At 60.2% G+C, this 25,486-nt stretch carries 17 protein-coding genes and 1 tRNA gene; 13 read left to right on the top strand and 5 right to left on the bottom strand.

What is annotated here, in order from left to right; genetic code table 11:
• The first annotated feature begins 46 nt into the window (after nucleotides 1-46).
• The 6 genes from AC3D25_RS15330 to AC3D25_RS15305 all read left to right on the top strand — a co-directional run bounded on the left by AC3D25_RS15330 (nucleotide 47) and on the right by AC3D25_RS15305 (nucleotide 11,427).
• A complete protein-coding gene (locus AC3D25_RS15330) occupies nucleotides 47-1,021 on the top strand; it encodes an AAA family ATPase (RefSeq protein WP_488889214.1) in 975 nt (324 codons plus the stop codon).
• A 214-nt stretch (nucleotides 1,022-1,235) separates the two neighbouring features.
• Nucleotides 1,236-3,641: a S8 family peptidase gene (locus AC3D25_RS15325; protein ID WP_488889213.1), complete on the top strand. Its 2,406-nt coding sequence runs from the start codon at nucleotides 1,236-1,238 to the stop codon at nucleotides 3,639-3,641.
• A gap of 137 nt (nucleotides 3,642-3,778) precedes the next feature.
• Nucleotides 3,779-3,961, top strand: coding sequence for a hypothetical protein (locus tag AC3D25_RS15320; protein WP_488889212.1), 183 nt, complete (start codon nucleotides 3,779-3,781; stop codon nucleotides 3,959-3,961).
• A complete protein-coding gene (locus tag AC3D25_RS15315) occupies nucleotides 3,958-6,834 on the top strand; it encodes an ATP-dependent helicase (protein ID WP_488889211.1) in 2,877 nt (958 codons plus the stop codon). The genes AC3D25_RS15320 and AC3D25_RS15315 overlap by 4 nt, the downstream gene beginning before the upstream one ends.
• A 2-nt stretch (nucleotides 6,835-6,836) precedes the next feature.
• Complete coding sequence (locus tag AC3D25_RS15310) at nucleotides 6,837-8,765, top strand: site-specific DNA-methyltransferase (protein ID WP_488889210.1); 1,929 nt, start codon at nucleotides 6,837-6,839, stop codon at nucleotides 8,763-8,765.
• Nucleotides 8,758-11,427, top strand: coding sequence for a DEAD/DEAH box helicase family protein (locus AC3D25_RS15305; RefSeq protein WP_488889209.1), 2,670 nt, complete (start codon nucleotides 8,758-8,760; stop codon nucleotides 11,425-11,427). Before AC3D25_RS15310 ends, AC3D25_RS15305 begins: the two co-directional genes overlap by 8 nt.
• 501 nt (nucleotides 11,428-11,928) lie before the next feature.
• Here AC3D25_RS15305 and AC3D25_RS15300 read toward each other — a convergent pair.
• Nucleotides 11,929-12,004: transfer RNA gene (locus AC3D25_RS15300), tRNA-Lys, on the bottom strand.
• 212 nt (nucleotides 12,005-12,216) lie between these two features.
• Here AC3D25_RS15300 and AC3D25_RS15295 point away from each other — a divergent pair.
• Nucleotides 12,217-13,083 carry a patatin-like phospholipase family protein gene (locus AC3D25_RS15295; RefSeq protein ID WP_488889208.1) on the top strand — a complete coding sequence of 289 codons (867 nt, stop codon included), beginning with the start codon at nucleotides 12,217-12,219 and terminating at the stop codon, nucleotides 13,081-13,083.
• A 12-nt stretch (nucleotides 13,084-13,095) separates the two neighbouring features.
• Entirely contained in the window at nucleotides 13,096-13,572 is a 477-nt protein-coding gene (locus tag AC3D25_RS15290) for an OsmC family protein (RefSeq protein WP_488889207.1), read from the top strand.
• A gap of 2 nt (nucleotides 13,573-13,574) precedes the next feature.
• On the opposite strand, the gene AC3D25_RS15285 is transcribed toward AC3D25_RS15290, so the two are convergent.
• Nucleotides 13,575-14,588, bottom strand: coding sequence for a D-2-hydroxyacid dehydrogenase family protein (locus tag AC3D25_RS15285; protein WP_488889709.1), 1,014 nt, complete (start codon nucleotides 14,586-14,588; stop codon nucleotides 13,575-13,577).
• Between the two features lie 513 nt (nucleotides 14,589-15,101).
• On the opposite strand from AC3D25_RS15285, the gene AC3D25_RS15280 reads away from it, so the two are divergent.
• Complete coding sequence (locus tag AC3D25_RS15280; protein ID WP_488889206.1) at nucleotides 15,102-16,958, top strand: phosphoenolpyruvate carboxykinase (GTP); 1,857 nt, start codon at nucleotides 15,102-15,104, stop codon at nucleotides 16,956-16,958.
• 335 nt (nucleotides 16,959-17,293) lie between these two features.
• A complete protein-coding gene (locus AC3D25_RS15275) occupies nucleotides 17,294-18,424 on the top strand; it encodes a LysR family transcriptional regulator (RefSeq protein ID WP_488889205.1) in 1,131 nt (376 codons plus the stop codon).
• Between the two features lie 83 nt (nucleotides 18,425-18,507).
• On the opposite strand, the gene AC3D25_RS15270 is transcribed toward AC3D25_RS15275, so the two are convergent.
• The 3 genes from AC3D25_RS15270 to dprA form a co-directional block, all read right to left on the bottom strand.
• Complete coding sequence (locus tag AC3D25_RS15270) at nucleotides 18,508-21,168, bottom strand: DNA topoisomerase III (protein WP_488889204.1); 2,661 nt, start codon at nucleotides 21,166-21,168, stop codon at nucleotides 18,508-18,510.
• Nucleotides 21,169-21,298: 130 nt separating this feature from the next.
• A complete protein-coding gene (locus AC3D25_RS15265; protein WP_488889203.1) occupies nucleotides 21,299-21,676 on the bottom strand; it encodes a thioredoxin family protein in 378 nt (125 codons plus the stop codon).
• Nucleotides 21,677-21,771: 95 nt separating this feature from the next.
• Nucleotides 21,772-22,983 carry a DNA-processing protein DprA gene (gene dprA, locus AC3D25_RS15260; RefSeq protein WP_488889202.1) on the bottom strand — a complete coding sequence of 404 codons (1,212 nt, stop codon included), beginning with the start codon at nucleotides 22,981-22,983 and terminating at the stop codon, nucleotides 21,772-21,774.
• 199 nt (nucleotides 22,984-23,182) lie between these two features.
• On the opposite strand from dprA, the gene def reads away from it, so the two are divergent.
• The 3 genes from def to AC3D25_RS15245 are packed head-to-tail and all read left to right on the top strand — an operon-like array spanning nucleotide 23,183 to nucleotide 25,411.
• Nucleotides 23,183-23,686: a peptide deformylase gene (def, locus tag AC3D25_RS15255; RefSeq protein WP_488889201.1), complete on the top strand. Its 504-nt coding sequence runs from the start codon at nucleotides 23,183-23,185 to the stop codon at nucleotides 23,684-23,686.
• Between the two features lie 50 nt (nucleotides 23,687-23,736).
• Nucleotides 23,737-24,729: a methionyl-tRNA formyltransferase gene (gene fmt / locus AC3D25_RS15250; protein WP_488889200.1), complete on the top strand. Its 993-nt coding sequence runs from the start codon at nucleotides 23,737-23,739 to the stop codon at nucleotides 24,727-24,729.
• Between the two features lie 34 nt (nucleotides 24,730-24,763).
• Nucleotides 24,764-25,411, top strand: coding sequence for a LysE family translocator (locus tag AC3D25_RS15245; RefSeq protein ID WP_488889199.1), 648 nt, complete (start codon nucleotides 24,764-24,766; stop codon nucleotides 25,409-25,411).
• The last annotated feature ends 75 nt before the right edge of the window (nucleotides 25,412-25,486 follow it).

The raw sequence follows: 25,486 nt of genomic DNA, 5'->3' as shown, positions 1-25,486 counted from the left end.
GACCCGTAAGTACACACATGAAACTGATACTGGACAAGGTAAGCATATGTCGCGAGCGGACCTACTTGTAAGCCTAGTCAAGGCAGGAAGCCAGGGCGACCAGCAACTGCTGCGCACGACCGTCGAAGCCATGGCGGCTGAGGAGCGTGCCAAGCATCACCATCAACTAGCTGACAAGCTAGTCGAGAACTTGGGATCGGCCAAGTCGGGCCCGCGCTCGGTCGAGGTTGTGCGCTCTTTCGATGGCGGACACGGCGGCCTGCTGTATGAAGTTGAACCAAGGAGAAGCTTGGATTCGCTATTGCTCAATGAAGCCGTTCTTACTGCATGCCGCGAGCTTGTTGAGGAGCAGCATCGGAAGGACTTGCTGCGCTCTTACGGAGTGGAGCCTCGGCATCGAGTACTGTTGGCCGGCGCGCCGGGCAACGGCAAGACTTCGTTAGCTGAAGCGCTTGCCGCCGAACTGATGGTGCCATTGTTCGTGGTGCGTTACGAGGCGGTGATCGGCAGCTTCCTTGGCGAAACTAGCGGCCGCTTGAAGCGGCTCTTTGACTTCGTGCGCACGCACCAGTGCGTGCTGTTCTTCGACGAGTTCGATACCCTTGGCAAGGAGCGAGGGGATACGCACGAAACGGGCGAGATTAAGCGCGTGGTCAGCTCTCTGCTGCTGCAGATCGATGCACTGCCCAGCCATGTAGTCGTGGTGACCGCCACGAACCACGCAGAACTGCTGGATCGTGCCGTGTGGCGCCGTTTCCAGTTGCGCCTCACGCTCCCGGAGCCCACCGTTGCGCAAAGAGAAGAATGGTTCGTGCGTCTGCAAAAGCGACTGGACGCCCCGCTGGGTATAACGCCGAAGACCTTGGCCTCGAAGCTCGAGGCGTCAAGCTTCTCCGACCTGGAGCAGTTCTGCGAAGACATACAGCGCCGTTACGTTCTCGCGCTTCCTGCCGCCAATCTTAAACGCATCATTGTTGAACGCCTCAAACAGTGGCAGACGCGATTCACGATCGACCAATAACAAGAATGGGCAACGCTAACTAATGGCGAATGAAAACTATCCTCTTCTGTTTTTCTCCGTACCAACTGAAGCCGGTCGGAACTCGCTAGGAGGGGGTGGTCATTCGGTTCACGTCCCTGGAATCGGACGGCAGAGAGCGCGTATAGCGCCACAACTCGCAATACTGCAACAAGCCTTCGAGGCCAAACGCCTCAGGCTCCAGCAGGCCGCGCCCATGGAGAACCCCGAGCTGATCCTCGTGCTAGAAGTTGCAGGCACGGTACAGAATTTCGCCAATGCCGTCAGCAAGGTGCCTGGACTGGATTGGCTGCTCGAATGGGCCGAGGAGCAGATCGAACCCGATGAAGATTTCTATGCCGAAAGCGGGGAGCAACAACATAAGCCTTACGCCGGGCGTCTTTTCCTGCTCGGAACCAATCAGGAAGCGCTGACACAACTGTTGGCGCTGTGGAATCGCTTCCAACAGAATCCCAATGAGTCGTTCGCGCGAGGCTTGGCACCATTCAAGCACGTCTTTGAGCAGTTGCGCACCATTCGTCATTGGAGCATCGCCGATCGCGTCGATGCCGACATGCGCCGATATTGGCAGGATGGCATCGACAATGGCATGGTTGCCATACGGTTCGAGATTGAAGCCTGGTACTTCAGCGTACCGCAGAAAAATGAGATAGCGAGCGTCGAGGTGGACGCACTGGTCAAGCGGCTGAATGGTCGTGTTCTCAGCAGTGCGTTGATCCCCGAAATTGCCTACCACGGCTTTCTGGTAGAGCTGCCTATTGCAGCTCTTGCGACCATCCTGGCAGGAGACACGCCGGAACTTGTGCTATCGGACCGCATCATGTTCTTCCGGCCTAAGGCGCAGTCGGTCACCGACGGTGTGAGCGAGGCTCAACTCATCACACAGGCAGAGATACCCGCTGGGGCAGAGAAGGCTCCGGTTATCGCACTGTTGGATGGCTTGCCACTCAGCAATCATGCCTTGTTGGCAGGCCGTCTTGTGGTCGATGATCCGGATGGCTGGGAGGCCGGATACGAAGCCAAGGACCGCGTGCATGGCACGTCCATGGCATCACTGATCCTGCACGGTGAGTTGGATGGAGCTCCAGCGCCGCTGGACCGGAAGTTGTATGTCCGTCCTATTCTGCGGCCAGACCCTCTGGACACCTTCAATCCGCGCCGTCGTGAGCACACGCCGGACGATGAACTGCTGATCGATCTGATTCATCGTGCGGTAAGACGGATTTGCGAAGGGGACGCTGGCCAGGAAGCTGTAGCACCGACCGTCCGCATCATCAATCTTTCCGTCGGCGACGACTCTCGACTGTTTGTGCGCGAGATGTCGCCTTGGGCGCGCCTGCTCGATTGGCTCGCTTTTCGGTATTCCCTGCTGTTCATTGTCAGCGCAGGCAATGACCTGAGTCCACTCGCACTGCAGATCCCTAGCAACACATTGTCCGGCATGACGCCGAATGACCGTGCGGGCTTGGCCTTAACGACGCTGACCGCCGAGAGTATGTACCGCCGACTCATCGCGCCGGCGGAGGCCATGAACGTCCTGACTGTCGGGGCTCTACATACAGATCACGCGGAGCTTCCCGTGGTACCAGGCCGTTTCGACTTGTTCGCCATCGGAGGGATTAGCCCGCTCTCCCGTGTGGGTCACGGTTATCGACGTTCGGTCAAGCCCGACATCTTGATGCCCGGCGGCCGCGTGCTCCATCGCGAACGCATGTTGGCGGGTGCGCCGGTAAGCGTGCTCGATGCGATTACGGCTAGCGCCGCACCTGGCCATCGTGCAGCCGTGCCGCCGCTACCCGGGCGAACCCTCAATGAGACAGCCTACAGTCGCGGTACTAGCAACGCTGCGGCGCTGGCCAGCCGCGCTGCGGCGCACGCGTATGAAGTGATCGAATCGCTGCGTGTGCAAGTCGCCGACGCTCCAGCCGCCAAGTTCGATGCGGTCTTACTCAAGGCCTTGCTGGTACACGGTGCGCAATGGGGCGAATGGTCAGACAGGCTCCTAGCCCTACGCCCGGACTTCCAGCTTATTCCGAATGCAAATACGAGGCGGATAGCCGAGAAAGATTTCGTCACCCGTTGGCTTGGGTATGGTGTGGTTGATGTGGATCGAGCCGTGACCTGCACGGCTGAACGAGCGACGCTGCTTGGTGTCGGTGAATTGGGTGCCGACGAAGCGTTTGTCTTCTCTGCGCCGCTGCCGCCCAGTCTTGCTGGTACGAGGGCGTGGCGGCGCATGACGCTCACTCTGGCTTGGATGTCTCCGATCAACTTCGCGCATCAAAGTTATCGCCGTGCCAAGCTATGGGTAACACCGCCGCAGGACCAGTTGCGCATCAAACGCCTAAATAGCGCCCACGAAAAGGCAGTTATGCGCGGCACGGTACAGCACGAGATTCTGGAAGGTGAAGACGCCGTGGCGTTCGTGGATGGCGACCGGTTCGTGTGCAAGGTGAACTGTGCTGCAGACGCAGGAGAGCTGGTCGGGAAGGGGAAGTTCGCCCTATGCGTTTCGCTGGAGGTCGGCGTGGGCTCGGGAATCGCTGTCTACCAGGAAATACGCGCTCGCATAACGCCGGCTATTGGCATCCAGCCCGTGTAGCGGGAATTGCCTGTTGAACTGACACCAAGGAGACATTGCATGGCGTCTGTGACACTGTCCAAGTTGGGGGGCTTCGAGATTCGGAATTTTAAGCACGATAGGATAATTCAAGAAGTCACAGTCGGCGATGAAACCCCATGAAGTTGCACGATGCATCGGCTGTGCCACACCTGATGCAACAAGGCGCTTCAGCGCCGCTGGCGTGCGCAAAGTTCCGAATCCTGAAATCATTCCAAAACTATTTGTGGTTGCGCAACACACCCATGCTGTACGGCGTCGAGAGCGCCCTCATTGCACCGGGCTACGAGGTACAACAATGACAGCAAACACCTTCCAACTCGAAGCCATCCAGGCCACCGAAGGCCCGGTGCTCATCATCGCGGGCCCTGGATCGGGGAAAACGTTCACGCTGGTCGAGCGTATCGTGAACTTGGTCACGAACCACGGCGCAGCGCCCGAGAACCTCTTCGTGGTTACTTTCACGGATAAGGCCGCTCGAGAACTGACCACCCGCGTCTCTAACCGGCTCAACGAACTTGACATCCCGTTCAACCTGAACGAAATGTACTTAGGGACTTTCCACTCGATCTGCTTGCGACTGCTGGAAGACTACCGGGAGTTCACGCGGCTGCGGCGCAGCTTCACGCTAATGGACCAGTTCGACCAGCAGTTCTTTCTTTACAAGAACCTCACCGGCTTCCGCGCCGTGGAGAATAGCGACCTCGTTCTCGGCGTCGAGAATTCGAGTCGCTGGGGCCAGTCGGAAGTTCTGTTGAAGCGGTTGAACACAGTGGCGGAAGAGGCGCTAGACATCAACGCACTGCTCGGCGCTACCGATCTCGGGGTCACAGCCCTCGGCCATTGCTTTCAGCTTTACCAGCAACTGCTCACTGAAAACAACGCGCTCGACTTCTCCGGCATCCAGCTGGAAGCCCTGCGCTTGCTTGAAAGCCAGTCCACCGTGCTCACGGCCCTGCGCGCGCAACTGACCCATCTCATGGTCGACGAGTACCAGGACACGAACACGATTCAGGAGCGCATCCTCAAACTTCTGATGGGCGAGCGTTGCAACCTCTGCGTCGTCGGCGACGACGACCAGGGCCTATACCGTTTTCGCGGTGCGACGATCCGCAACATTCTGGAGTTTCCGGACCAGTTCCCGCCAGGTGTGTGCAAGCGCATCGCATTGACGACGAACTACCGGTCGCATCCTGGGATAATCAGCTTCTACAACGGGTGGATGGCGGATCAGATCTGGACCGATGGAACGCGCAAGTTCCGCTACGACAAGGTCGTTGAGGCGCAGGAGGGAACCTTTCCGGCGGTGCCCGCGGTCATTCGCGTTGGAGCAGCGGACGGCCTAAGCTGGCACGAGGAGGTATTGGCGTTTCTCCATCGCCTGCGCGACAGCGGGCGGCTCACGGACTGGAACCAGGTCGCCTTCCTGTTTCGTTCGGTGAAGAGCGACAAGGTGACGGCGCTGGCGTCGTACATTGAAAACGCTGGCATTCCCGTGTACTCGCCGCGCTCGAACATGTTTTTCGACCGCGAGGAAGTCCGGTTGGTGATCGGCGCGCTCATCTTTCTGTTCCCGCAGTTCCAGAAGGTACGGAAGTGGAACGCCGACGCGCACCTGGACATTTGGGACTTTTACGATCAGCGGTGCTTCTTCCCGTTCACGGAGGAACTGCGCAAGCCGGAGAACGCGCGGCTTCTTAGTTGGGCCCGCCCGCTTGCCAAGCGCCATCACACTCTGGCGCAGAACACTGACTACTCGTTCTCGGGCCTGTTTTACCAACTTCTTCAATTCCCGCTCTTCGCTCGATTCCTGGACGACACAGTGCTGAACGGGGTGGACAAGGGACGTGCGGCGCACAACTTGGCAACGCTCTCGAAACTGCTCGCGAAGTTCGAATACCTGCATTATGTCAGCGTGTTGAACACCGAGTTCCTGGACAAGAACCTGCGGGACCTGTTCAACCAGTTCTTTCGGTTCCTCGACGAGGGCGGCATCAACGAGTACGAGGACGACGCGGAGTACGCGCCGAGGGGGTGCGTCTCGTTCCTGACGATCCACCAGTCGAAGGGCCTAGAGTTCCCGGTGGTCGTGTGCGGATCGCTCGACGCGGTGCCGCGCAAGCAGCACACGCCGTTGGACGAGGTGCTGCAACAGGACTACTTTTCCAAGCCGCCGTTCGAGCCCCTCAGCCACACCAAGTTTTTCGACTTCCGGCGCCTTTTTTACACCGCGTTTTCCCGCGCGCAAAACCTGCTCGTCCTGGCAACGCAGGAGAAGGAGGGTCGCGGACGCTCGCCCTCGAAATACTTTGATGCGCACTACTACGCGCTGCCCCGGTGGCGCGACGCGTCCTTCCAGCCCGAAGCGATGACGTTCGAGAACGTCAAAGAGATCAACATCAAGAAACAATACTCATTCACGTCGCACATCACGTTGTTCGAGAACTGCGCCGAGCAGTACCGGTTTTTCAAAGAGCTTGAGTTCAACCCCATCCGCGCCGGCGCGCAACTGTTCGGAACCTTGGTTCATCAAACGATCGAGGACATCCACAAGGCCGCGCTCCGAGGCGAAGAACACTTGATTGAGCCGGTCCAAATCGAGCGGTGGATGAGCACCAACTACGCTTACCTGTCGAAGCGCGAGCGGCAATATCTGGCTCCGCAGACCTTGAAGGCGGTGCTGAAACATGTCATGCGCTATTACGAGCGCGAGAACGGGCATTGGGATCGCCTCAAGGAGGCAGAGGTCGACATCTCGCTGGTGAAGGACGAGTACATCCTCATGGGCAGCGTCGACCTGATTCGCGGTGAGCACGGGACGGTCGAAATCATCGATTTCAAGTCCGAAAAGAAACCGGACATGGAGAAGGACCGTGAGCGTTTGCGCCAGTATCAACGACAACTCGAGGTGTACGCCCACCTGGTCGAAAAGCGCACCGGACATTCGGTCAGCCGCATGCACTTGTACTATACGGGCGAAGAGGGCGGGAACCCGTATGTGACGTTCCCGAAGAACGACCGTACCATCGACAAAACCATCGCCGGCTTTGACAACGTTGTCGCTCGCATTGAGGCTAGGGACTACGCCATACCGGCGCGGCCCGCGAAACTTTGCTCGAACTGCGACATGCGGGCCTACTGCGATACTAAAAACTGGATTTTCAAAACGACGTGACCATGAATGATCAGCACAACCTTGACCTGAACAAACCAGCCGCCCCGGGCAACTCCGTTGGCGACTACGTCTTCGAGCCCATCAAGGGCTACCCGATGTTGAACTGGCGAGGCAAGCGTCCGTTCACCTCCACCCAGTATTACCCGGCGCAGTTGAAAGAGCAGTATGGGTCCGATGTCGACGGTTGGTTGAACAAGATTTTTTGGGGCGACAACCTGCAAGTGATGAGCCACTTGCTCAAACAGTTTCGCGGCAAGGTCGACTTGATCTACGTCGATCCACCCTTCGATTCAAAAGCGGACTATCGGCGGGAAGTGCTGATGCGCGGAAAGTCTGCGTTGGCGTCGAGGCTCACCTTCGAGGAAAAGCAATACACCGACATTTGGGCAAACGATGAGTACCTTCAGTTCATGTACGAGCGCATCACCCTGCTCCGAGAACTGTTAAGTGACAACGGCTCGATCTTCCTTCACTGCGACTACCACCGTAGCCATTACCTTCGGTGCATTCTCGACGAAATATTCGGCAAGGACAACTTCGTCAACGAGATCCTTTGGAAGAGAGCGAACACGGTTAAAGCGAACGGCGGCCAAGGTGGCGTGAACTTCGGTGAGAATACCGACACTATTTTCCTTTATCGCAAAGGGCCGGCGTGCACGTTCAACGTGCAGCACAAGCCATACACGCAGGACTACATCGACGCGTTCTACAAGTATTTCGAAGACGATACCAATCGCCAGTACCGCCTCATCAGCATGACGGCGCCAGGCGGTGATGGAAAGGGCAATCCGTACTACGATGTGATGGGCGTCAGCCGGCACTGGCGATACTCCAAAGAACGGATGGCCGACCTCATTGCCAGAGGGCAGGTCGTTCAGACAAAGCCCGGCAATGTTCCGCAACGCAAGCTTTATCTGGATCAGGGCCAGGGCGTTCCGCTGCAGACCCTGTGGGACGACATCCCTGGGTTGGCCGCGGTCGATGGGGAGCGGACCGGATACCCGACGCAAAAGCCCGAAATCCTCCTTGAGCGCGTCATCAAAACTGGCTCAAATCCAGGGGATCTTGTTCTCGATTGCTTCATGGGCTCAGGAACAACGCAAGCGGTGGCCGTGAAGCTGGGCCGACGTTTCATTGGAGCCGACATCAACCTGGGCGCCATTCATACAGCGTCGCAACGCTTGATCACGGTGGCGAGGGAGTGCGAGCGAAAGGTTCCTAGTGATCATGCCTGCTACGGCGGTTTTGAAGTCTACAACGTCAACCACTACGATCTTTTCAGAAACCCAGCGCAGGCCAAAGATCTGCTGATCGACGCGTTGGAGATTCAAAAGCTCGAGTTCAGTTCGATCTACGACGGCGAGAAGGACGGACGAATGGTGAAGATCATGCCGGTCAATCGGATCGCCACGCGGGCCGACTTAGGTGGTCTTGTGAACGGGTTCGACTACAAGGCTTTTGAACGGCGCCACGCCGAGAAGCCGAATCAGCCCGTCGAAAAGCTGTTGCTTGTTTGCATGGGGCACGAGCCGGACCTCGCGGCGTGCTTGCAAAAAGAGGTTCCGTTCAAGTTGGACATCAGCATCGTTGACATCCTCCGCGACAAATCCAATCTGGAGTTCAAACGCGACTCGGAAGCCCGGCTCGCCATCGTTGACGGTGACCTGGTGATCGAGCGCTTCTACCCCATGAACCTCCTGCAAAAGCTGTCCATGAGCAAGGAAACCGTGGAGGATTGGCGCGAGCTGGTGGAGACCGTGATGATCGATTGGAATTACGACGGAGCAGTGTTGCAGCCGATCGAGCTAGACAGCCCAGGTCGAACCGAGATGGTGCGCGGGCGCTACACCATTCCCGCCAATGCCGGGACCATTCGCGTGAAGATCACCGACTTGTTGTCGGAATCGTGGGAGGGGGAGATCCATGGCTAAGACCGTCGTTCGTCGTACCTCGACCGAGGCAAGCCTCGACTTTGGCTTTTTCCATTACCTGTGGCAGTTTTTTCGCGAGAACCGCGGCACCATCCGTTCCTACTATAAAGACTTAAGCAAGAAATACCTCGACTACAACAACCCGGAACGCAACCCGAAGGCATTCCTTCGCACGCCGCAGTACGAGGCGCTTGAAATCTACGTGTTCCTCAAAGAGTTCCTCGACAATGCACGGGTCGAGGAAATTTTCCAGCAGTGGTTCGAGAAATCGGGCCGTTTCGCTGGGCGTGGGGAGGGTGGTATCGTCGGCAACGCTCGGCAAGGCGACATCTTCGACGCGATGACGAAAGAACAGTACAAGAGCGTTTTTTCGTTGATGCGCAGGAACGCCCGTGTCTATCCCAACTACATTTTCGCCTTGACCATGGGGACCGGCAAAACCATCCTCATGGCCACGTGCATTTTTTACGAGTTCTTGCTCGCTAACAAGTTTCCCAAGGACAAGCGCTATTGCCACAACGCGCTGGTGTTCGCACCGGACAAGACGGTGCTGCAATCCCTGCGCGAAATCGAGAGCTTCGACAAGTCGTCGGTCATTCCACAGGAGTATGCGGACCTGTTCGAGACGCGTCTCAAGTTCCACTATCTGGAAGAGGCTGGCACCTCGCTGAACACGTTGGACGGGTCGATGTTCAACATCGTCGTGTCAAACACGCAAAAGATCATCTTGAAGCGTAGCCGTACGGAGAAGAAAGCGGCGGACCTCTTGTTCGCTGCATCAGAGGCGGTTTTCCCTTCAGGGTCGGTTTACGATGCTGCCGCGGATCTCTACGCGTTCGATCAGCCTGAGGAGGACGCCGAGTTAACGTTGAACCAGCGCTTTGAAAAACTGTGCCGCCTTAGGCAGTTGGGGATCTACGTTGACGAGGCGCACCATGCGTTCGGGAAAAACCTCGCAAAGGACATGGGCATCGGCGCGAAGCCTGAGGACACCAGCCTGCGTACCACGATCGACATGCTGGCAGGAAGCCTAGAGCGCGCTGGCACCCACGTCGTTGCTTGCTACAACTACACGGGTACGCCTTATGTCGGACGTGACGTACTACCAGAGGTGGTGTACGCCTACGGTCTGCGCGAAGCCATTGACAAGGGATACCTCAAAAAGGTGAAGTTGCACGGGTATAGCAACACCCGGAACGACGAGTTTGTGGATTTTGCGATCAAGGACTTTCTGGAGCAGACGGAAGGCCTTCGACCGGAGGGGATGACGCCGAAGTTGGCGTTCTTCGCCGCGACAGTCGAAGAACTCAACGATGAACTGCGACCGGCCGTGGAAGCGGCCCTGACCAGGCACGGCATCGACACGTCCTCGATCCTGGTCAACGTGGGGGACAGCAAACTCACGACCAACGACGACATCCGTGAGTTTAACCGGCTTGATACGGCTGAATCTAAGAAGCGGTTCATCCTGCTGGTCAACAAGGGCCGGGAAGGGTGGAACTGCCGTTCGCTCTTCGGCGTCGGCCTGTACCGCGAGCCAAAATCTAAGATCTTCGTGCTCCAGGCGTCCATGCGTTGCTTGCGTTCGATCGGCGGCGGCCAGCATACGGGGCAGGTCTATCTTGCTGAGCAAAACTTGGCCATTCTGAACGAGGAGCTTCAAGCCAACTTCCGAATTTCCACGGACGAGGTTCAGCAGATCGCGTCGGACAAGGAGACCTTGCATGTCCGTGTCATGAAGATGGAAAAGATCAAACTGAAACGCGTGCGTCGCAGCTTCGGCATTCGCGAGAAGGTCCTGACGCCAGGGGCGGTGTTGGGCCTAGCCCAAGACGATAAGCTCGCCTGGTTGGAGATGACGAAGGGCTACCACATCATCGAGACAACCCAGGAAGGGTTCGATCCGTCGAGCGCGGTCAGCGCCAAGGACACGCGTACGACCGACCTGAGCGATCAGCGAAGGAAGGTGACGTTCAGCACGTTGACGCTTGTGGCTGAGGTGGCCCGCTACCTGAACCGGAACCCGATTGAGATCGAGGGCATTCTTGAACAGACGCACGAGGGTTTGCCCGCTGTGCTGCGCGCGGTCAACGCGTTCAACGAACTCCTGTACGACGTGGTGATCCCGCGCTTGTTCTCGGAACTTTACGACCTCGATGAACGCATTGAGACCGAGGAGCACGAGGTCGAGTTGATCAAGCTCCCGCCCCCGGAGCGGGCTTATTACGAGGTCAGCGCGGACAAGAATAAGATCGCTCGCATGGCCGATGCGACTGCGGACGAGCAGGCCAAAAGTTTCCACCTCGACGCCTATGCGTTCGACTCGAAGCCCGAGCAGATCCTGTTCTGGGACCTGTTACGGGAGAAGCGGGTGACCAAGTTGTATTTCACTGGCATGCTGACTCACGGGCAATCGGAGTTTTACTTCCAGTACATCGACCCGGAATCGCACACCGTGCGCAGCTACTACCCCGACTTCCTCTTCCAGCGGGACGATGATTCCTACGTGATCGTGGAGGTGAAGGGCGACAACATGATCGACGACCCGGTCGTCTTGGCGAAGAAGGACTTCGCCCACCAGGTGGCAGTGGCCAGCGGCATGACCTATGAAGTAATCAAAGGGTCCCTCGCCGAGGCACGGGAGTTTCGCCACTTGATCTAGTGTAGGTGAAGCGCTAGGGGCGGCGCAGCACCGCCCCTAGCGCTATGCGTCCTGCCCCCTGATGAACGTCTGGTATGGCTACGCATTTGAGCGGGTCAACTAATGAGCGAGGGCTGCGAGTCGTCCACCGGTCACCCGACCGACCATTGTCTGCGGTTGAGCCGCAGAACGCGTCCGGACCTGAGAGCTCGAGGTACGGGCATGGCCGACCGGTGCTGGCGGTGTCGTCTCGCAGTCCCCCACTGATGCACGCGAAGCCGGTGAATATGGCCGACACGAACCCACCCCATTGGCAACGTGAACCTTGATGAGCTGGCACTGAGCGTCGACGTACGGCTGCGTTGGTGTGGGGCAAGAATGAATTGGGCAAAGCAAAGCGCCGGACTCGGGACGAGGACTGAGGCGGATTTACGTTGAACCCAAATGCCTACACAGCGCCTACACGGAAACCAGAAAGCAAAAAGCCCGGTCACGAGGACCGGGCTAAGTGCTTGATATCTTTGGTGGGGCGTGACAGATTCGAACTGTCGACCTACGGATTAAGAGTCCGCTGCTCTACCAGCTGAGCTAACGCCCCGAAAAACTGAATCCGAATTATAGCGACGTCTTTCCGGCGCGCGCAAGCCCATTTCCGCAAAATTCTCTCAAATCGACGCGTGAGTCAGGCGCGACAGGCCGCGCCGCGAGTCGATGCATCCTAAAAAAGACACGTGTGTTCTCCAATCCACCGCCGGTATCATGTCGTTTCGACGAACCTTCGTTCGTTTTTCGTCTACTTTTCACGCCAACATGTTCGACCAAGTCGTATTCGCGGGCGGCGGCAATCGCTGCTGGTGGCAAGCCGGTTTCTGGGACGTCGTTCAGCCGGAATTGAACGTGCGGCCGCGTGTCATCACGGGCATTTCGGCGGGCGCGGCCACGGCCTGCATGCTCTACACGAACCACGCTGCATGGGTGATGGACTATTACGCCCACGCGCTGCGCGATAACCGAAAGAACGCGTACTGGGGCAATCTGCTGCGCGGCGAATCCGTCTTTCCGCACTATCGGATCTACCGGCAGGCGCTGCTCGATATCTTCGGCGAGCGTTTTTCGACGCTGCAGGACGCGCCGGAAATTCGGATCGGCGTGTCGCATCTGCCGCGCTGGCTCGGCGCGCGAAGTGCGGTCGCGGCGGGGCTGATCGCCTATAACATCGAGAAATACGTGCGCAAGACCCTGCATCCGACACTCGGGCAGGCGCTCGGTTTTCATCCGGAATTCGTGACGGCGCAGGAATGCGCGAGTGTCGAGGATCTGGCCGATCTGATTCTGCAATCGTCCAGCACGCCGCCTTTTACGCCGGTCTTGCGGCGCAACGGCCGGCCCGTGCTCGATGGCGGCATGGTGGACAACGTGCCTGTCGGTGCGCTCGATCCCGCGCCGGGTCTCGTGCTCGTGATGGTGACGCGCATTTATCCGCGTCCGCAGATGTTCGTCGTGCCGCATGGCGAACAGCGTCGCGTGTATGTGCAACCGTCGCGCAAGGTGCCGATTTCGAGCTGGGACTACACGAGTCCGTCGCAGATGCAGCACGCCTACAACCTCGGGCGCGAAGACGGCGAGCAGTTCCTCAGTCGTGTCCCCGAATTGGTCGACGCGGCTTCTCACCTCTAAAGCGAGCTAAAAGTGGCGAAAACGCACCGATATTCCCTGTCCGTCGCGTGGACGGGCGATCAAGGCTCGGGCACCTCGCGCTACGACGCGTACTCGCGCGATCATCTGATTCGCGTGGGTGCGAAGCCGTCGATCGAAGCGTCGAGCGATCCAGCGTTTCGCGGCGATGCCACGCGGCACAATCCCGAGGAGCTATTTGTCTCGTCGATTTCGTCGTGTCACATGCTGTGGTATCTGCATTTGTGCTCGACGAACGGCGTCGTGGTGACCAGTTATGTGGATGAACCCATCGGCACGATGGAAGAGAGCGCCAAAGGCGATGGTCGCTTCACCGATGTGATCTTGCATCCGCGAGTGACGATCGGCGCTGGAAGCGATCCCGAACTGGCGAAGCGGCTGCACGAGGACGCACACCGCTTCTGTTTTATCGCCAATTCGGTGAATTTTCCGGTCCGTTGCGAACCGGTTATCGACATTTCGACGCCGTAGTCCTAGCGGCGGCGTCCGCCGACCAGTGCTTCCGGATTCGCGACGCTCGACGTGTCGCCGCCATCGAAGGCGAGAATGTTTTTAAACGCCGCGCTGAAATACAGTTCGTAGCTCTCGCGCTCCACATAGCCGATATGCGGCGTGCAAATCACGTTTTCCATGCGCAGCAAGCCGTAGCCTTGCAGAATCGGCTCGCTTTCATACACGTCGATAGCGACCATGCCCGGCCGGTTGTGATGCAGCGCGTTCAGCAGCGCATTTTCCTCGAGCAGTTCGGCGCGGCTCGTGTTCACGAAAAGCGCAGTGGACTTCATCCGCATCAAATCGTCCTGCTTCACGATGCCGCGCGTCTCGTCGTTCAGGCGCAGATGCAGCGAGAGAATATCGCTCTGCTCGAATAGCGCGTCGCGGCTTTCCGCCACCGCGTAACCATCCTCGCGCGCCGCGCTCTGCGAATGTTCGCGGCCCCAGATCATCACGTTCATCCCGAATGCTTTGCCGTATCCCGCCAGCAATTTGCCGATCTTGCCATAACCCCAGATTCCGAGCGTCTGTCCGCGCAATACCTGGCCCAGCCCGAAATTCGGCGGCAGCGCGGACGTCTTCAGACCGGACTGCTGCCACGCGCCCTGTTTGAGATTCGCGACGTACTGCGGAATGCGCCGCTGCGCCGCCATGATCAGCGCCCAGGTCAGCTCGGCGGGCGCGATCGGCGAACCCGTGCCTTCCAGCACGGCGATACCGCGCTCCGTACACGCGTCGATATCGATATGGCCGCCAGCCTTGCCGGTCTGGCTGATCATGCGCAATCGCGGCAGTTTATCGAGGAGTTGCAGGCTAATGCGGGTGCGTTCGCGGATCAACACTAGCGCGTCGACCTCCGCGAGTCTGCTTGCCAACTGTCCCAGACCACGCACCGTGTTGTTGAAGACTTTGACCTCGTGGTCGTCGAGCAGGTGGAAGCAGTCCAGCTTTCGAACGGCGTCTTGGTAGTCGTCGAGGATGGCAATTTTCATGGGCATTGGATGGCTTCTGTTGGGCATCAAACGTGCGGCTGGCGAGCTTGGGAAGAGAATAGAGGGGCTAACTTCGGGTAAATACGGAGAAAAAACATCGATCTCCCGTTATAGCGACGCATCGTGAGGTCCGGTCGACGGATGTTATGCTTGCCGTTCCTTAACCGCTCGCGTCCGTTCGCGTTGCAAGAAATGGTCCGGCTGGCGCGTGGCGTTCGTCTACGGGCGACGCCGAAACCTCAGACGGGAGGCCATTCAGTACCTCTTTTTAACAGTTTGTTCCGTGCCGACGCAAGCCGCGATTCCAGGCGCATTTCAGACGGCCGCGGCGGGCCAAGCTGTGAAGTCCATCACGCCATGCTCTGTTTTGCATGCTGCCGTCCGGTGGCGATCGACGAGATGCACCTCGCCGAGCGCCGATAAAGAGCCGGGTCCGCAGCCGCGAAATGCGCCTCTCGCGCGCAACGTGATGGGCTATTGACCGTTTTCACCCTTAAAAACGGAGATAGCTCGATGAACCAGTCCGCAGCAGTAGAACAGAACGTGCTCGATGCCCCGGCGTACGTCAAGAATCGGAAACTGATCGCCTGGGTCCAGCGCGTCGCGGCCTTGACCAAGCCGGAGCGCATCGAGTGGTGCGACGGCAGTCAGGCCGAATACGACCGTCTCTGCGAGCAAATGGTTGCAGCCGGAACCTTGACGCGGCTCAATCCGGCGAAACGGCCGAACTCCTTTTTAGCGTTATCCGATCCGTCCGACGTCGCGCGGGTCGAAGATCGCACCTTCATTTGTTCGGAACGCCCGGAAGACGCCGGGCCGACCAACAACTGGATCGATCCGCAGGAAATGCGCGGCACGCTCGACGGGCTGTTCGACGGTGCGATGCGCGGCCGCACGATGTACGTCGTGCCCTTTTCGATGGGGCCGCTCGGTTCGCCAATCGCGCATATCGGCGTGGAGTTGTCGGATAGTCCGTACGTGGTCACGAATATGCGGATCATGACCCGCATGGGCCGCGCAGTGTACGACGTGCTCGGCCGCGACGGCGAGTTCGTGCCGTGCGTGCATTCGGTCGGCGCGCCGCTCGCGGCGGGCGCGCGCGATGTCGCGTGGCCGTGCAACGAGACCAAGTACATCGTCCATTTCCCCACGACGCGCGAAATCTGGAGCTTCGGCTCGGGCTACGGCGGCAACGCGCTGCTCGGCAAGAAATGCTTCGCGCTGCGGATTGCATCGACGATGGGCCGCGACGAAGGCTGGCTCGCCGAGCACATGCTGATTCTCGGCGTGCGGTCGCCCGCCGGGCGCAAATATCACGTCGCGGCGGCGTTTCCGTCGGCGTGCGGAAAGACCAACTTCGCGATGCTGATTCCGCCCGCCGATCTCGACGGCTGGAAAGTGACCACCATCGGCGACGATATCGCGTGGATCAAGCCGGGCCGCGACGGCCGCCTTTACGCGATCAACCCCGAAGCGGGCTATTTCGGCGTCGCGCCGGGCACGAGCGAAAAGACCAACTTCAACGCAATGGCGACGCTCAAGGAAAACGTGATCTTCACGAACGTCGCATTGACCGACGACGGCGACGTCTGGTGGGAAGGCATGACAGACACGCCGCCCGCGCATCTGAAGGACTGGCAGGGGCGCGACTGGACGCCGGACATCTCGCGCGAAACCGGCGCGAAGGCGGCGCATCCGAACGCGCGGTTCACCGCGCCGGCGTCGCAATGTCCTTCCATCGACCCGGACTGGGAAGATCCGGCCGGCGTGCCGATCGACGCGTTCATCTTCGGCGGACGCCGTTCGGGCACCGTGCCGCTCGTCACCGAAGCGCGCGACTGGACCGAAGGCGTCTACATGGCCGCGACCATGGGCTCGGAAACGACGGCGGCCGCCGCTGGACAACAAGGCGTCGTGCGCCGCGATCCGTTCGCCATGCTGCCGTTTTGCGGCTACAACATGAGCGACTACTTCGCGCACTGGTTACAGATGGGCGAAAAACTCGATGGCCTGGGCGCTCGGCCGCCGAAGTTTTTCTGCGTCAACTGGTTCCGCAAGAACGACGACGGCAAGTTCGTCTGGCCGGGTTTCGGTGAAAACATGCGCGTGCTGAACTGGATGGTCGGCCGGATCGAAGGCGAGGCGGGCGGCGAAGAGCACGCGTTCGGTATTTCGCCGCGCTATGAGGATATCGACTGGCGCGGGCTCGATTTCACGCGCGAGCAGTTCGAGCAGGTGATTTCGTCCGACGACGCGGCCTGGCGCGAAGAACTCGCGCTCCATGACGAATTATTCGAACGTCTGAAGCAGAATTTGCCCGCCGATTTGCCTGCTGCGAAGGCTGAAATCGAGAAAAGACTGATTGTCTGAGCGATTTCGGTGACGCGAATTAGCTTCGTCTATTAGATCAATCCCTAATTCCGGTGCCTCGCCATGGCGAGCCCGGGATCTCCCGCATTACCGCGTCGAAATTGACACCGCCAGTTTTTCAGAATTTTCCCATCCACCCATCCCGCCGATCCAGCGTTGTGTCAGACGCAACAATGGACAATCTTGTAGCTTACCGCTGCGTAATCTCGCAATGAATCGTCGAAAAAAGGCGTTGTTGCGGCAACTTCTGCATGATTTCAGAAGTCCTAGGATAATTATGAATTGCTTCCTAAAGATTGCGAGGAGGCCGTTTTTCTCGCGGCAGGAGTTGTCTTATGGATCATTTGCAGTCGATGCGTGTTTTCGTCCGCGTGGCCGATCTGGGTAGTTTCGCCCGGGCCGCCAGCGCCATGGACATCTCGAATGCGGTGGCGACGCGCCATATCGCGGACCTTGAAGGCCGTCTTGGTGCCCGTCTGCTCAACCGCACGACCCGCAGCCTCTCGCTGACGGAGTCGGGTCAGGTTTATCTGGAACGGGCGCGGCAGATTCTCGATGAGCTCGAAGACGTCGAGCAGATGGTGGTCGCGCGCAACCACGAGCCGGTGGGCTCGCTGCGGATCGTCGCGCCGGTCGTGTTCGGTCTGCACAATCTCGCGCCCGTCTTGCAGACTTACGCGCAGCGCTTTCCGAAGGTCGTGCCGGATCTGACGCTGGTGGATCGTCAGGTCGATCTGGTCGAAGAAGGTTTCGATGTGGGGATCGTGATCGCGCGACAGGTTCGCAGTTCGAGCGTCGTGACTAGGCGGCTGACGACCGGTTGCATGACCGTCTGCGCCACGCCCGATTACCTCGCGAAGCACGGCACGCCGACGCGCCCTGAAGAATTGATGGAGCATCCGTGTCTGAGCTTGCCGTCCGAATACTGGGGCGACGAGCGCGTGTTCACGGGGCCGGACGGCGAGGTGCGCGTGCGGCCGACCAACGTGATCGTCGCGAACAATACTGAGATGCTGCGCCAGTTCGCGTTGCTAGGCATGGGCATCGCAATTTTGCCGAGCTACTTGATCGGTAACGACACCACGCACGGCAAGCTCGTGCGGCTGCTCGGCGATTTCCGTCTGCCGGAGGTGGAGATCAACATCGCGTATCCGAGCCGGCGGCATTTGCCGGCGAAAGTGCGTACGTTCATCGACCATCTGGTGGAGCATTTCAGCAAGACGCCGAATCATCAACTGGGCGAGCAGTGGATCAAGGACGGCATCGGCCAGCCAGCCGACGCATCGCTCGAGGCGACTTCCGCGCCACTGATGGCGCACGGCGCGTATGCGGAAGTGCCCGAGAACGCCCGTTCCATCGGCGATACCGCGGCCGCTCAGCCGCCGCGCTCGGGCGACGAAATCGCGCCGAAGCTGAGTAAGCCGTCACGTTCCCGTTCGCGGATGCAGGCGCCTTCGCCGTTCTAACGCGCCGCCTTTGAGCCAAATGTAAAAAAGCCCGCGAGCAACGCTCGCGGGCTTTTTTTATTGGCCTCGGCTGGGCGGAAAGCCTAGCTCGTCTTCTTGGCGGCTGCCTTTTTAGCCGGCGCTTTCTTCGCGACGACTTTCTTGGCTGCCGTCTTGGCCGGCGCTTTCTTAGCCGCGATCTTTTTGGCGGCAACCGCGACGTCGCCGTCGTTGTCGTCGTCGGTTTCCGGCGCGGCTGCTGCCGCCGCACCGCGCTTGGCCGCCGGCGTTTTCGCGCCCGGCTTCGGTTCCTTCTTCTCGAACTCGAAGCCGATCTTGCCGTCCGGCTGCTTGACGAGGAACGCCTTGAAGTTACGGCCCGTGCGCGACGACTTGAAGTTCGTCAGCAGGTCGGTGCGGCCTTCTTCCAGCAACTTCGTCATCTGCTCGCGCGACATTTCCTGCTGCAAGATCACCTTGCCCGAGCGGAAATCGCAGGTCTTCGGGTTCGCGACCGAGTTTTCGCAAACGTAGCTCATCCCGTGTTCGAACACGCGGCCCTGGCATTTCGGACAGGCGCCGACCGGCGTCTGTTCGGAGAAATCCGGCGGTTCGCCGTCTTCGCCGCCGCTGTCCTGGCCGAAATCGAATTCGAGCTTGAAGTTCTTGATTTCGTCGTCGAAGGACAGTTTCAGGATGGCCGAAAACGGCCGGCCCATCTTGCTGCGGAAACCCGAGAGCGGCCCGATCGTCTTGTCCGTCAGCAGCGTTTCGACCTCGGGAATTTCGAACTGACGTCCGCCCGGGATTTTCGAGATCGAGAACTCGCACTTGGTGCAGGCAAAGCGGCGATAGTTTTCCTTCACCTGTCCGGCGCAATTCGGACACGGCGTTTCGAGCGTCGCGTAGTCGCCGGGAATCGTGTCGGAGTCGTACTCCTTCGCGCGCTTGACGATGGTCTGCGTCATGCGGGCGATTTCCTGCATGAAAGCGTCGCGCGGAAGTTTGCCGCGCTCCATCTGCGACAGCTTGTGCTCCCACTCGCCGGTCAGTTCCGGCGCGGTCAGCTCTTCAACGCCGAGGCCGCGCAGGAGCGTCATCAACTGGAATGCCTTGGCGGTCGGAATGAGTTCCCGGCCTTCGCGAATCATGTACTTTTCGCCGAGCAGCCCTTCAATGATCGCCGCGCGCGTCGCCGGTGTGCCGAGACCCTTGGCCGCCATGGCTTCGCGCAGTTCTTCGTCTTCGACCAGTTTGCCCGCGCCTTCCATCGCCGACAGCAGCGACGCTTCGTTGTAGCGCGCGGGCGGCTTGGTCACGAGACCGTGCGCCGCGACCTTCTCGACATCGACCTTCTCGTCCTTTTGCACCGGCACGAGGTTCGCGTCTTCGCCGCTGACTTCCTTGCCGTACACCTGCAGCCAGCCCGGCTCGACCAGCACCTTCCCTTCGGTCTTGAAATGATGACCGGCGACTTCCGTGATACGCGTCGTGACAAGATATTCGGCGGGCGGGAAAAATACCGCGAGGAAGCGCTTCACGACCAGGTCGTAAAGCTTCTGTTCCGGCTCGGACAGCGCCTTGGGCGCCTGCAGCGTCGGGATGATGGCGAAGTGATCGCTGATCTTCGAGTTATCGAAGATGCGCTTGTTCGGCTTGACCCAACCCTTGTCCAGCACCTGCTTCGCGTGCGGAAGGTAGTTGTTGCTCTCCTTCAGCATGGTAAGCGTGTCCTTCACCGTATCGAGATAGTCCTCGGGCAGCGCGCGCGCGTCGGTACGCGGATAGGTCAAAACCTTGTGCTTTTCGTACAACGCCTGAGCCAGGCCGAGCGTGTTCTTGGCAGAAAAGCCGAAACGGCCGTTGGCCTCACGCTGCAGGCTCGTCAAATCGAACAGCAACGGCGACATCTGCGTGGACGGCTTCGATTCTTCCGTCACCGTGCCGGTCTTGCCCCGGCACGCGGCCACGACGCTTTCGGCGGCGGGCAGGCTCCACAGCCGCGAATCGCGCTGTTCCGGATCGCCTTCGACGCGCTTGAACTTCGGGTCGAACCAGCGGCCTTCGTACAGGCCCTTCGCCGCGATGAATTCAGCGCGCACTTCCCAATAATCGCGCGGCACGAAGCGGCGGATTTTTTCCTCGCGCTCGACCACGATGGAAAGAGTGGGTGTCTGCACGCGGCCGACGGTCGTCAGGAAGAAGCCGCCGCCCTTGCTGTTGAACGCGGTCATCGCGCGCGTGCCGTTGATGCCGACCAGCCAGTCGGCTTCCGAGCGGCATCGCGCGGCGTCCGCGAGCGGCTGCATGTCGGCGTCGCTGCGCAGATTGGCAAAACCGTCGCGGATCGAACCGGCGGTCATCGACTGGAGCCAGAGGCGCTGGACGGGTTGCTTCGCCTTCGCGTGCTGCGCGATCAGGCGAAAAATCAGCTCGCCCTCGCGCCCCGCGTCGCAGGCGTTGATCAGGCGGTCGATGTCCTTGCGCTTGAGCAGCTTGGTCAGCACCTTGAGGCGCGACTCGCTCTTCGCGATCGGATTCAGATCGAAATGGGGCGGAATGACGGGCAGGTTCGCGAAGCTCCACTTGCCGCGCTTGACGTCGTATTCTTCCGGCGCCGCGATTTCGAGCAGGTGGCCGACCGCCGACGAAAGCACGTAGTCGTCGCTCTCGTAGTATTCGTCATGCTTGGTGAAGCCGCCCAAAGCGCGCGCGATATCGTTCGCGACAGAAGGCTTTTCAGCGATGATCAGAGCTTTGGACATGACTCAATATATTAGAAGACTGGCTTGGGACCCGTCGCGAGTCCATTAACGCCGCTTTATAGCACACGGCGCGGCGGGCGAGCCCCGACGTCATATAAATACGGATGCCCCGGCCGGCCGCTGCGGGCTCTCAGGCCTCGGCCAGCGCGGGACGCAGTTTCGGCGCGCCGGCCATGCCCGGCAGCGCGGTAAGATCGGACAACATGCGCCCGACGATCGATGCTTGCGGCAGCACCGTGCCGAAAAAACGCGTGGTGATCGAATCTTCGATCAGGATGGTCGGAAAGTTCTCGACATCGAGATCGTCGAAACGATCCGCCTGATTTTCGATATCGATCCACGCGAAGCACATTTCGGGATGCGCGTCGGCCAGACGATCGAAGCCGTCCCGGTAATCGCGACACGTGCCGCACCATTCCGCACACAGGCAGGCCACGAAAAGCGTGCCCGGCTCGGCGATGCGCGCGGCGATTTGGTCGGCGTCGGTGTCGAGATTCAGCGCGGGCATGGCGTTCCTTGGGGCGGTTCCTTATGGTCGGGCGTGGCGGCCGTTGTCGGCGGATTTTTGGCGAATGTAGCACGGCGCCGCATTCCGCTGTCCATTCAGCACGTCAGACGAACAAAACGCCCGCCTGCCAGCACGCCGATCGCGCCTGCCATTTCGAGCTTCAGCAACAAGGACTGGAGCGCGGCACCGGGCAGATCGGTACGGTGACCGAGCATTTCAAGGGTCGCGGGCGCGTGGCCGAGCGCGTCGAGCACGCGTGTTTCGTCGGCAGTGTGTGTTTTCGGCGCCACGCTGGCGGACGCCCAGGACGCGGTTGCCGCCATCGGGCGGCACGGCGCGGCGGGTTGTGCCTCGTTCGCAGGCGCGGCGAGGCCGAATTCCTCCAGCACGTCGCCCGGCGTTTCGACGAGCTTCGCGCCCTGCTTGATCATCCGATGACAGCCGCGCGCGAGCGGCGCGTGGATCGACCCGGGAATCGCGAATACATCGCGCCCCATTTCGTTGGCGAGCCGCGCGGTGATGAGCGAGCCGGAGCGCATGGCGGCTTCCACCACCAGCACGCCTCCCGCAAGACCCGCGATCAGCCGGTTGCGCTGCGGAAAGTTCGCGGCCCGCGCGGGCGTACCGAGCGGCCATTCAGAGATGATCGCGCCGTCCCCCGCGATCTCATGCGCGAGCGCGCGGTTCGCCGACGGATAAACGAGATCCGCGCCCGTTCCGATCACGGCGATCGTGCTGCCCGCGCCGCCGAGCGCACCGCGATGCGCGGCCGTGTCGATCCCCAGCGCCATCCCCGACACGACCGCCAGCCCGGCGGCGGAAAACGCGTGAGCAAAGCGCTGCGCGTCCTCGATCCCTTGCGGCGTCGCGCTGCGGCTACCGACCATCGCGACCGCGCGTGATTGCAGCACCGCGAGCCGCCCCTTTACATATAGCAGCGGCGGCGGATCGGGCATGGTCAGGAGCGCCGGCGGATACGCGCTGTCGGCGAGCGTCACGATGTGGTTTCCCGGCTCGGCGGCCCATTCCGCCGAGCGCGCGAAGCAAGTTTCGAAATCGCCGAGTTCGGATGCCGCAGGCGGCGCGAGCGCGGCCCGTGCGGCGGCATCGCTGGAAACCCGGGCGAGCGCGGCGAACGATTCCGCAAGCACGGCTTGCGGGCTTCCGAACGTGCTCAGCAGCGAACGCAGCGCGGCGGGTGCAAGCCCGCGCGCCTGAGCGAGGCGAAGCCACGCGCGAAGTTCGTCGATATCCCGGGGAGCCAGTGGCGGCGCGGCGGAGACGGTCAGCAGGTCGGCGGTCGTCATGTTAAAATTTTCATATTCCGAAATACATAAGAGTCGTCGTCCGGCCGCGCTGGCGCCCGTTTCGACAAGGCGTCGCCGCTCACTCGCGGCGCTGAACCGAAACCGTTCAGTTGCCTATCTTCCGCACGCCGACACTCGTTCGCAACCTGGCCGAATGGCCGACTTTCGCGCGCTCCGGCGTGCGTCGATAATCTGAAACATGGCTCTTTTGCACATACTCAACTACCCGGACAAACGGCTGCACAAGGTCGCGAAACCGGTCGAAGTGGTCGATGACCGCATCCGCAAGCTCGTCGCCGACATGGCCGAGACGATGTACGCCGCGCCCGGCGTCGGGCTGGCGGCGACGCAGGTGGACGTGCATGAGCGCGTCATCACCATCGACGTCTCGGACACGCACGATCAGCTTCAGGTCTTCATCAACCCGGAAATCGTCTGGTCGAGCGACGAAAAAAAGGACTGGGAAGAAGGCTGCCTGTCCGTACCGGGAATCTACGATTTCGTCGAACGTCCCGAGAAAGTTCGCGTGCGAGCGCTGAACGAGAAGGGCGAAACGTTCGAGATCGATTGCGACGAGTTGCTGGCCGTTTGCATCCAGCATGAAATGGATCACCTGGCGGGGCATGTCTTCGTGGAATATCTGTCGCCGCTGAAGCAGACGCGTATTCGCGGCAAGATGAAAAAGCTCGAAAAGGCGCTGTAATTCCGTTGGCTTAATCCGTTTTTCGTCTTTTCAGCAGGTTGGCCGTTCACATGACACAAGCGCTGCGCGTCGTTTTCGCCGGAACGCCCGAATTTGCCGCGGCTGCGCTCGCGGCAATTCATCAAGCGGGTTTTACGGTTCCGCTGGTTCTCACGCAGCCGGACCGGCCGGCGGGGCGCGGCATGAAGCTGGCCGCGACTCCGGTCAAGCGTTTCGCGCTCGAACAGGGCTTGCAGGTGGCGCAGCCCACGTCGTTGCGGCGCAACGGCAAGTATCCGGAAGAAGCGGCGGCGGCGATCGATTTGCTGCGCACGACGCCGCACGACGTCATGGTGGTGGCGGCTTACGGGCTGATCCTGCCGCAGGAAGTGCTCGATATTGCGCCGAAGGGCGCCATCAACATCCACGGGTCGCTATTGCCGCGCTGGCGAGGCGCTGCGCCGATCCACCGCGCGATCGAAGCGGGCGACGTCGAAACCGGCATCACGCTCATGCAGATGGACGCGGGACTCGACACCGGGCCGATGATCCGTAAGGCGCGCATTCCCATTCTTCCCGCCGACACCACGGCCACGCTGCACGACCGGCTCGCACAACTCGGCGCGGATCTCGTCGTGGCGGGCCTGCGCGATCTCGAACGCGACGGCGCGCTGCCGTCCGTGCCGCAACCGGCAGAGGGCGCGACCTACGCTGAAAAGATCGCGAAACACGAAGCCGCGCTCGACTGGCGTCGTCCTGCCGATGTGCTCGCGCGTCAGGTTCGCGCCTTTGATCCGTTTCCCGGCGGTCTGGGAATGCTGGACGGCGTCGCCGTGAAAATTTGGGAAGCAGAGGCCGTCAGCACGGTTAAGCATGAAAAGGCGCCCGGAACGATCCTCGAAGCGTCGGCGGACGGCGTGGTGGTCGCGTGCGGCGAAGGCGCGCTGCGGATCACGCAACTCCAGAAGCCGGGCGGCAAGCGGCTCGGCGCGCGCGAATTCCTTGCTGGATCGCCGCTTCAGGCGGGGCAGCAGTTCGCGATACCGGCGGATTCCGGCGTCTAACGGGCTCAGACACTTATCTCACGCGGAGTTTTCGATGCTCGGCATTACCAGCTTTTCGCTCTTTCTCGTCGCGGTTTTCCTGCTGAACGTCACACCGGGGCCGGACACCGCGTACATCGTCGGACGTAGCGTGGCGCAGGGCCGGGGCGCGGGCGTCGTTTCGGCGCTGGGTATTTCGGCGGGTTGCGTCGTCCATACGCTCGCCTGCGCGTTCGGGCTGACGGCGTTGTTGGCGGCGTCGGCAACCGCGTTCACCATCGTCAAGTTCGCGGGCGCGATCTATTTGATTTATCTCGGCGTTCGGCTGATTTTTACTAAGCCCGATGCCGCCAAGACCGCCGATACACCGCAAGTCGTCGTCAAATCGGCGCCGAAATCCCTCCGGCAATTGTTCGCGCAAGGTTTCGTGACCAATGTGCTGAATCCGAAGGTGGTGCTGTTCTTCGTCTCCTTTTTCCCGCAATTCGTCACCGCCGACAGTCCGCACAAAGTGTTCGCGTTCCTTGCGCTCGGGCTGGTTTTCATCGCAATGAGCACGATCTGGAATACGTTCGTCGCGTGGATCGCGGGCAGCGTGACCGCGCGCTTCTCGGGCAAGCCGTCTGTGAAGATGTGGCTGGATCGTGTGGTCGGCAGCGCTTTCGTCGGACTGGGAATCAAGCTCGCGACTTCGCATCGGTGATTGAATTATTGCGAGATGCCCTTATCTAACATTTTGCTTACAATCGTGGTCCGCGAGCAATTGTTCGCGGACCAT

The organism is Caballeronia sp. SL1002, assembly GCF_057814995.1.
This window is presented reverse-complemented; position numbering and strand designations above follow the sequence as displayed.

Coding starts and splice junctions, on each gene's coding strand:
- AC3D25_RS15330 (WP_488889214.1), top strand. CDS start 47: ATGTCGCGAGCGGACCTACTTGTAAGCCTAGTCAAGGCAGGAAGCCAG.
- AC3D25_RS15325 (WP_488889213.1), top strand. CDS start 1,236: ATGGAGAACCCCGAGCTGATCCTCGTGCTAGAAGTTGCAGGCACGGTA.
- AC3D25_RS15320 (WP_488889212.1), top strand. CDS start 3,779: ATGAAGTTGCACGATGCATCGGCTGTGCCACACCTGATGCAACAAGGC.
- AC3D25_RS15315 (WP_488889211.1), top strand. CDS start 3,958: ATGACAGCAAACACCTTCCAACTCGAAGCCATCCAGGCCACCGAAGGC.
- AC3D25_RS15310 (WP_488889210.1), top strand. CDS start 6,837: ATGAATGATCAGCACAACCTTGACCTGAACAAACCAGCCGCCCCGGGC.
- AC3D25_RS15305 (WP_488889209.1), top strand. CDS start 8,758: ATGGCTAAGACCGTCGTTCGTCGTACCTCGACCGAGGCAAGCCTCGAC.
- AC3D25_RS15295 (WP_488889208.1), top strand. CDS start 12,217: ATGTTCGACCAAGTCGTATTCGCGGGCGGCGGCAATCGCTGCTGGTGG.
- AC3D25_RS15285 (WP_488889709.1), bottom strand. CDS start 14,588: ATGAAAATTGCCATCCTCGACGACTACCAAGACGCCGTTCGAAAGCTG.
- AC3D25_RS15280 (WP_488889206.1), top strand. CDS start 15,102: ATGAACCAGTCCGCAGCAGTAGAACAGAACGTGCTCGATGCCCCGGCG.
- AC3D25_RS15275 (WP_488889205.1), top strand. CDS start 17,294: ATGGATCATTTGCAGTCGATGCGTGTTTTCGTCCGCGTGGCCGATCTG.
- AC3D25_RS15270 (WP_488889204.1), bottom strand. CDS start 21,168: ATGTCCAAAGCTCTGATCATCGCTGAAAAGCCTTCTGTCGCGAACGAT.
- AC3D25_RS15265 (WP_488889203.1), bottom strand. CDS start 21,676: ATGCCCGCGCTGAATCTCGACACCGACGCCGACCAAATCGCCGCGCGC.
- dprA (WP_488889202.1), bottom strand. CDS start 22,983: ATGACGACCGCCGACCTGCTGACCGTCTCCGCCGCGCCGCCACTGGCT.
- def (WP_488889201.1), top strand. CDS start 23,183: ATGGCTCTTTTGCACATACTCAACTACCCGGACAAACGGCTGCACAAG.
- fmt (WP_488889200.1), top strand. CDS start 23,737: ATGACACAAGCGCTGCGCGTCGTTTTCGCCGGAACGCCCGAATTTGCC.
- AC3D25_RS15245 (WP_488889199.1), top strand. CDS start 24,764: ATGCTCGGCATTACCAGCTTTTCGCTCTTTCTCGTCGCGGTTTTCCTG.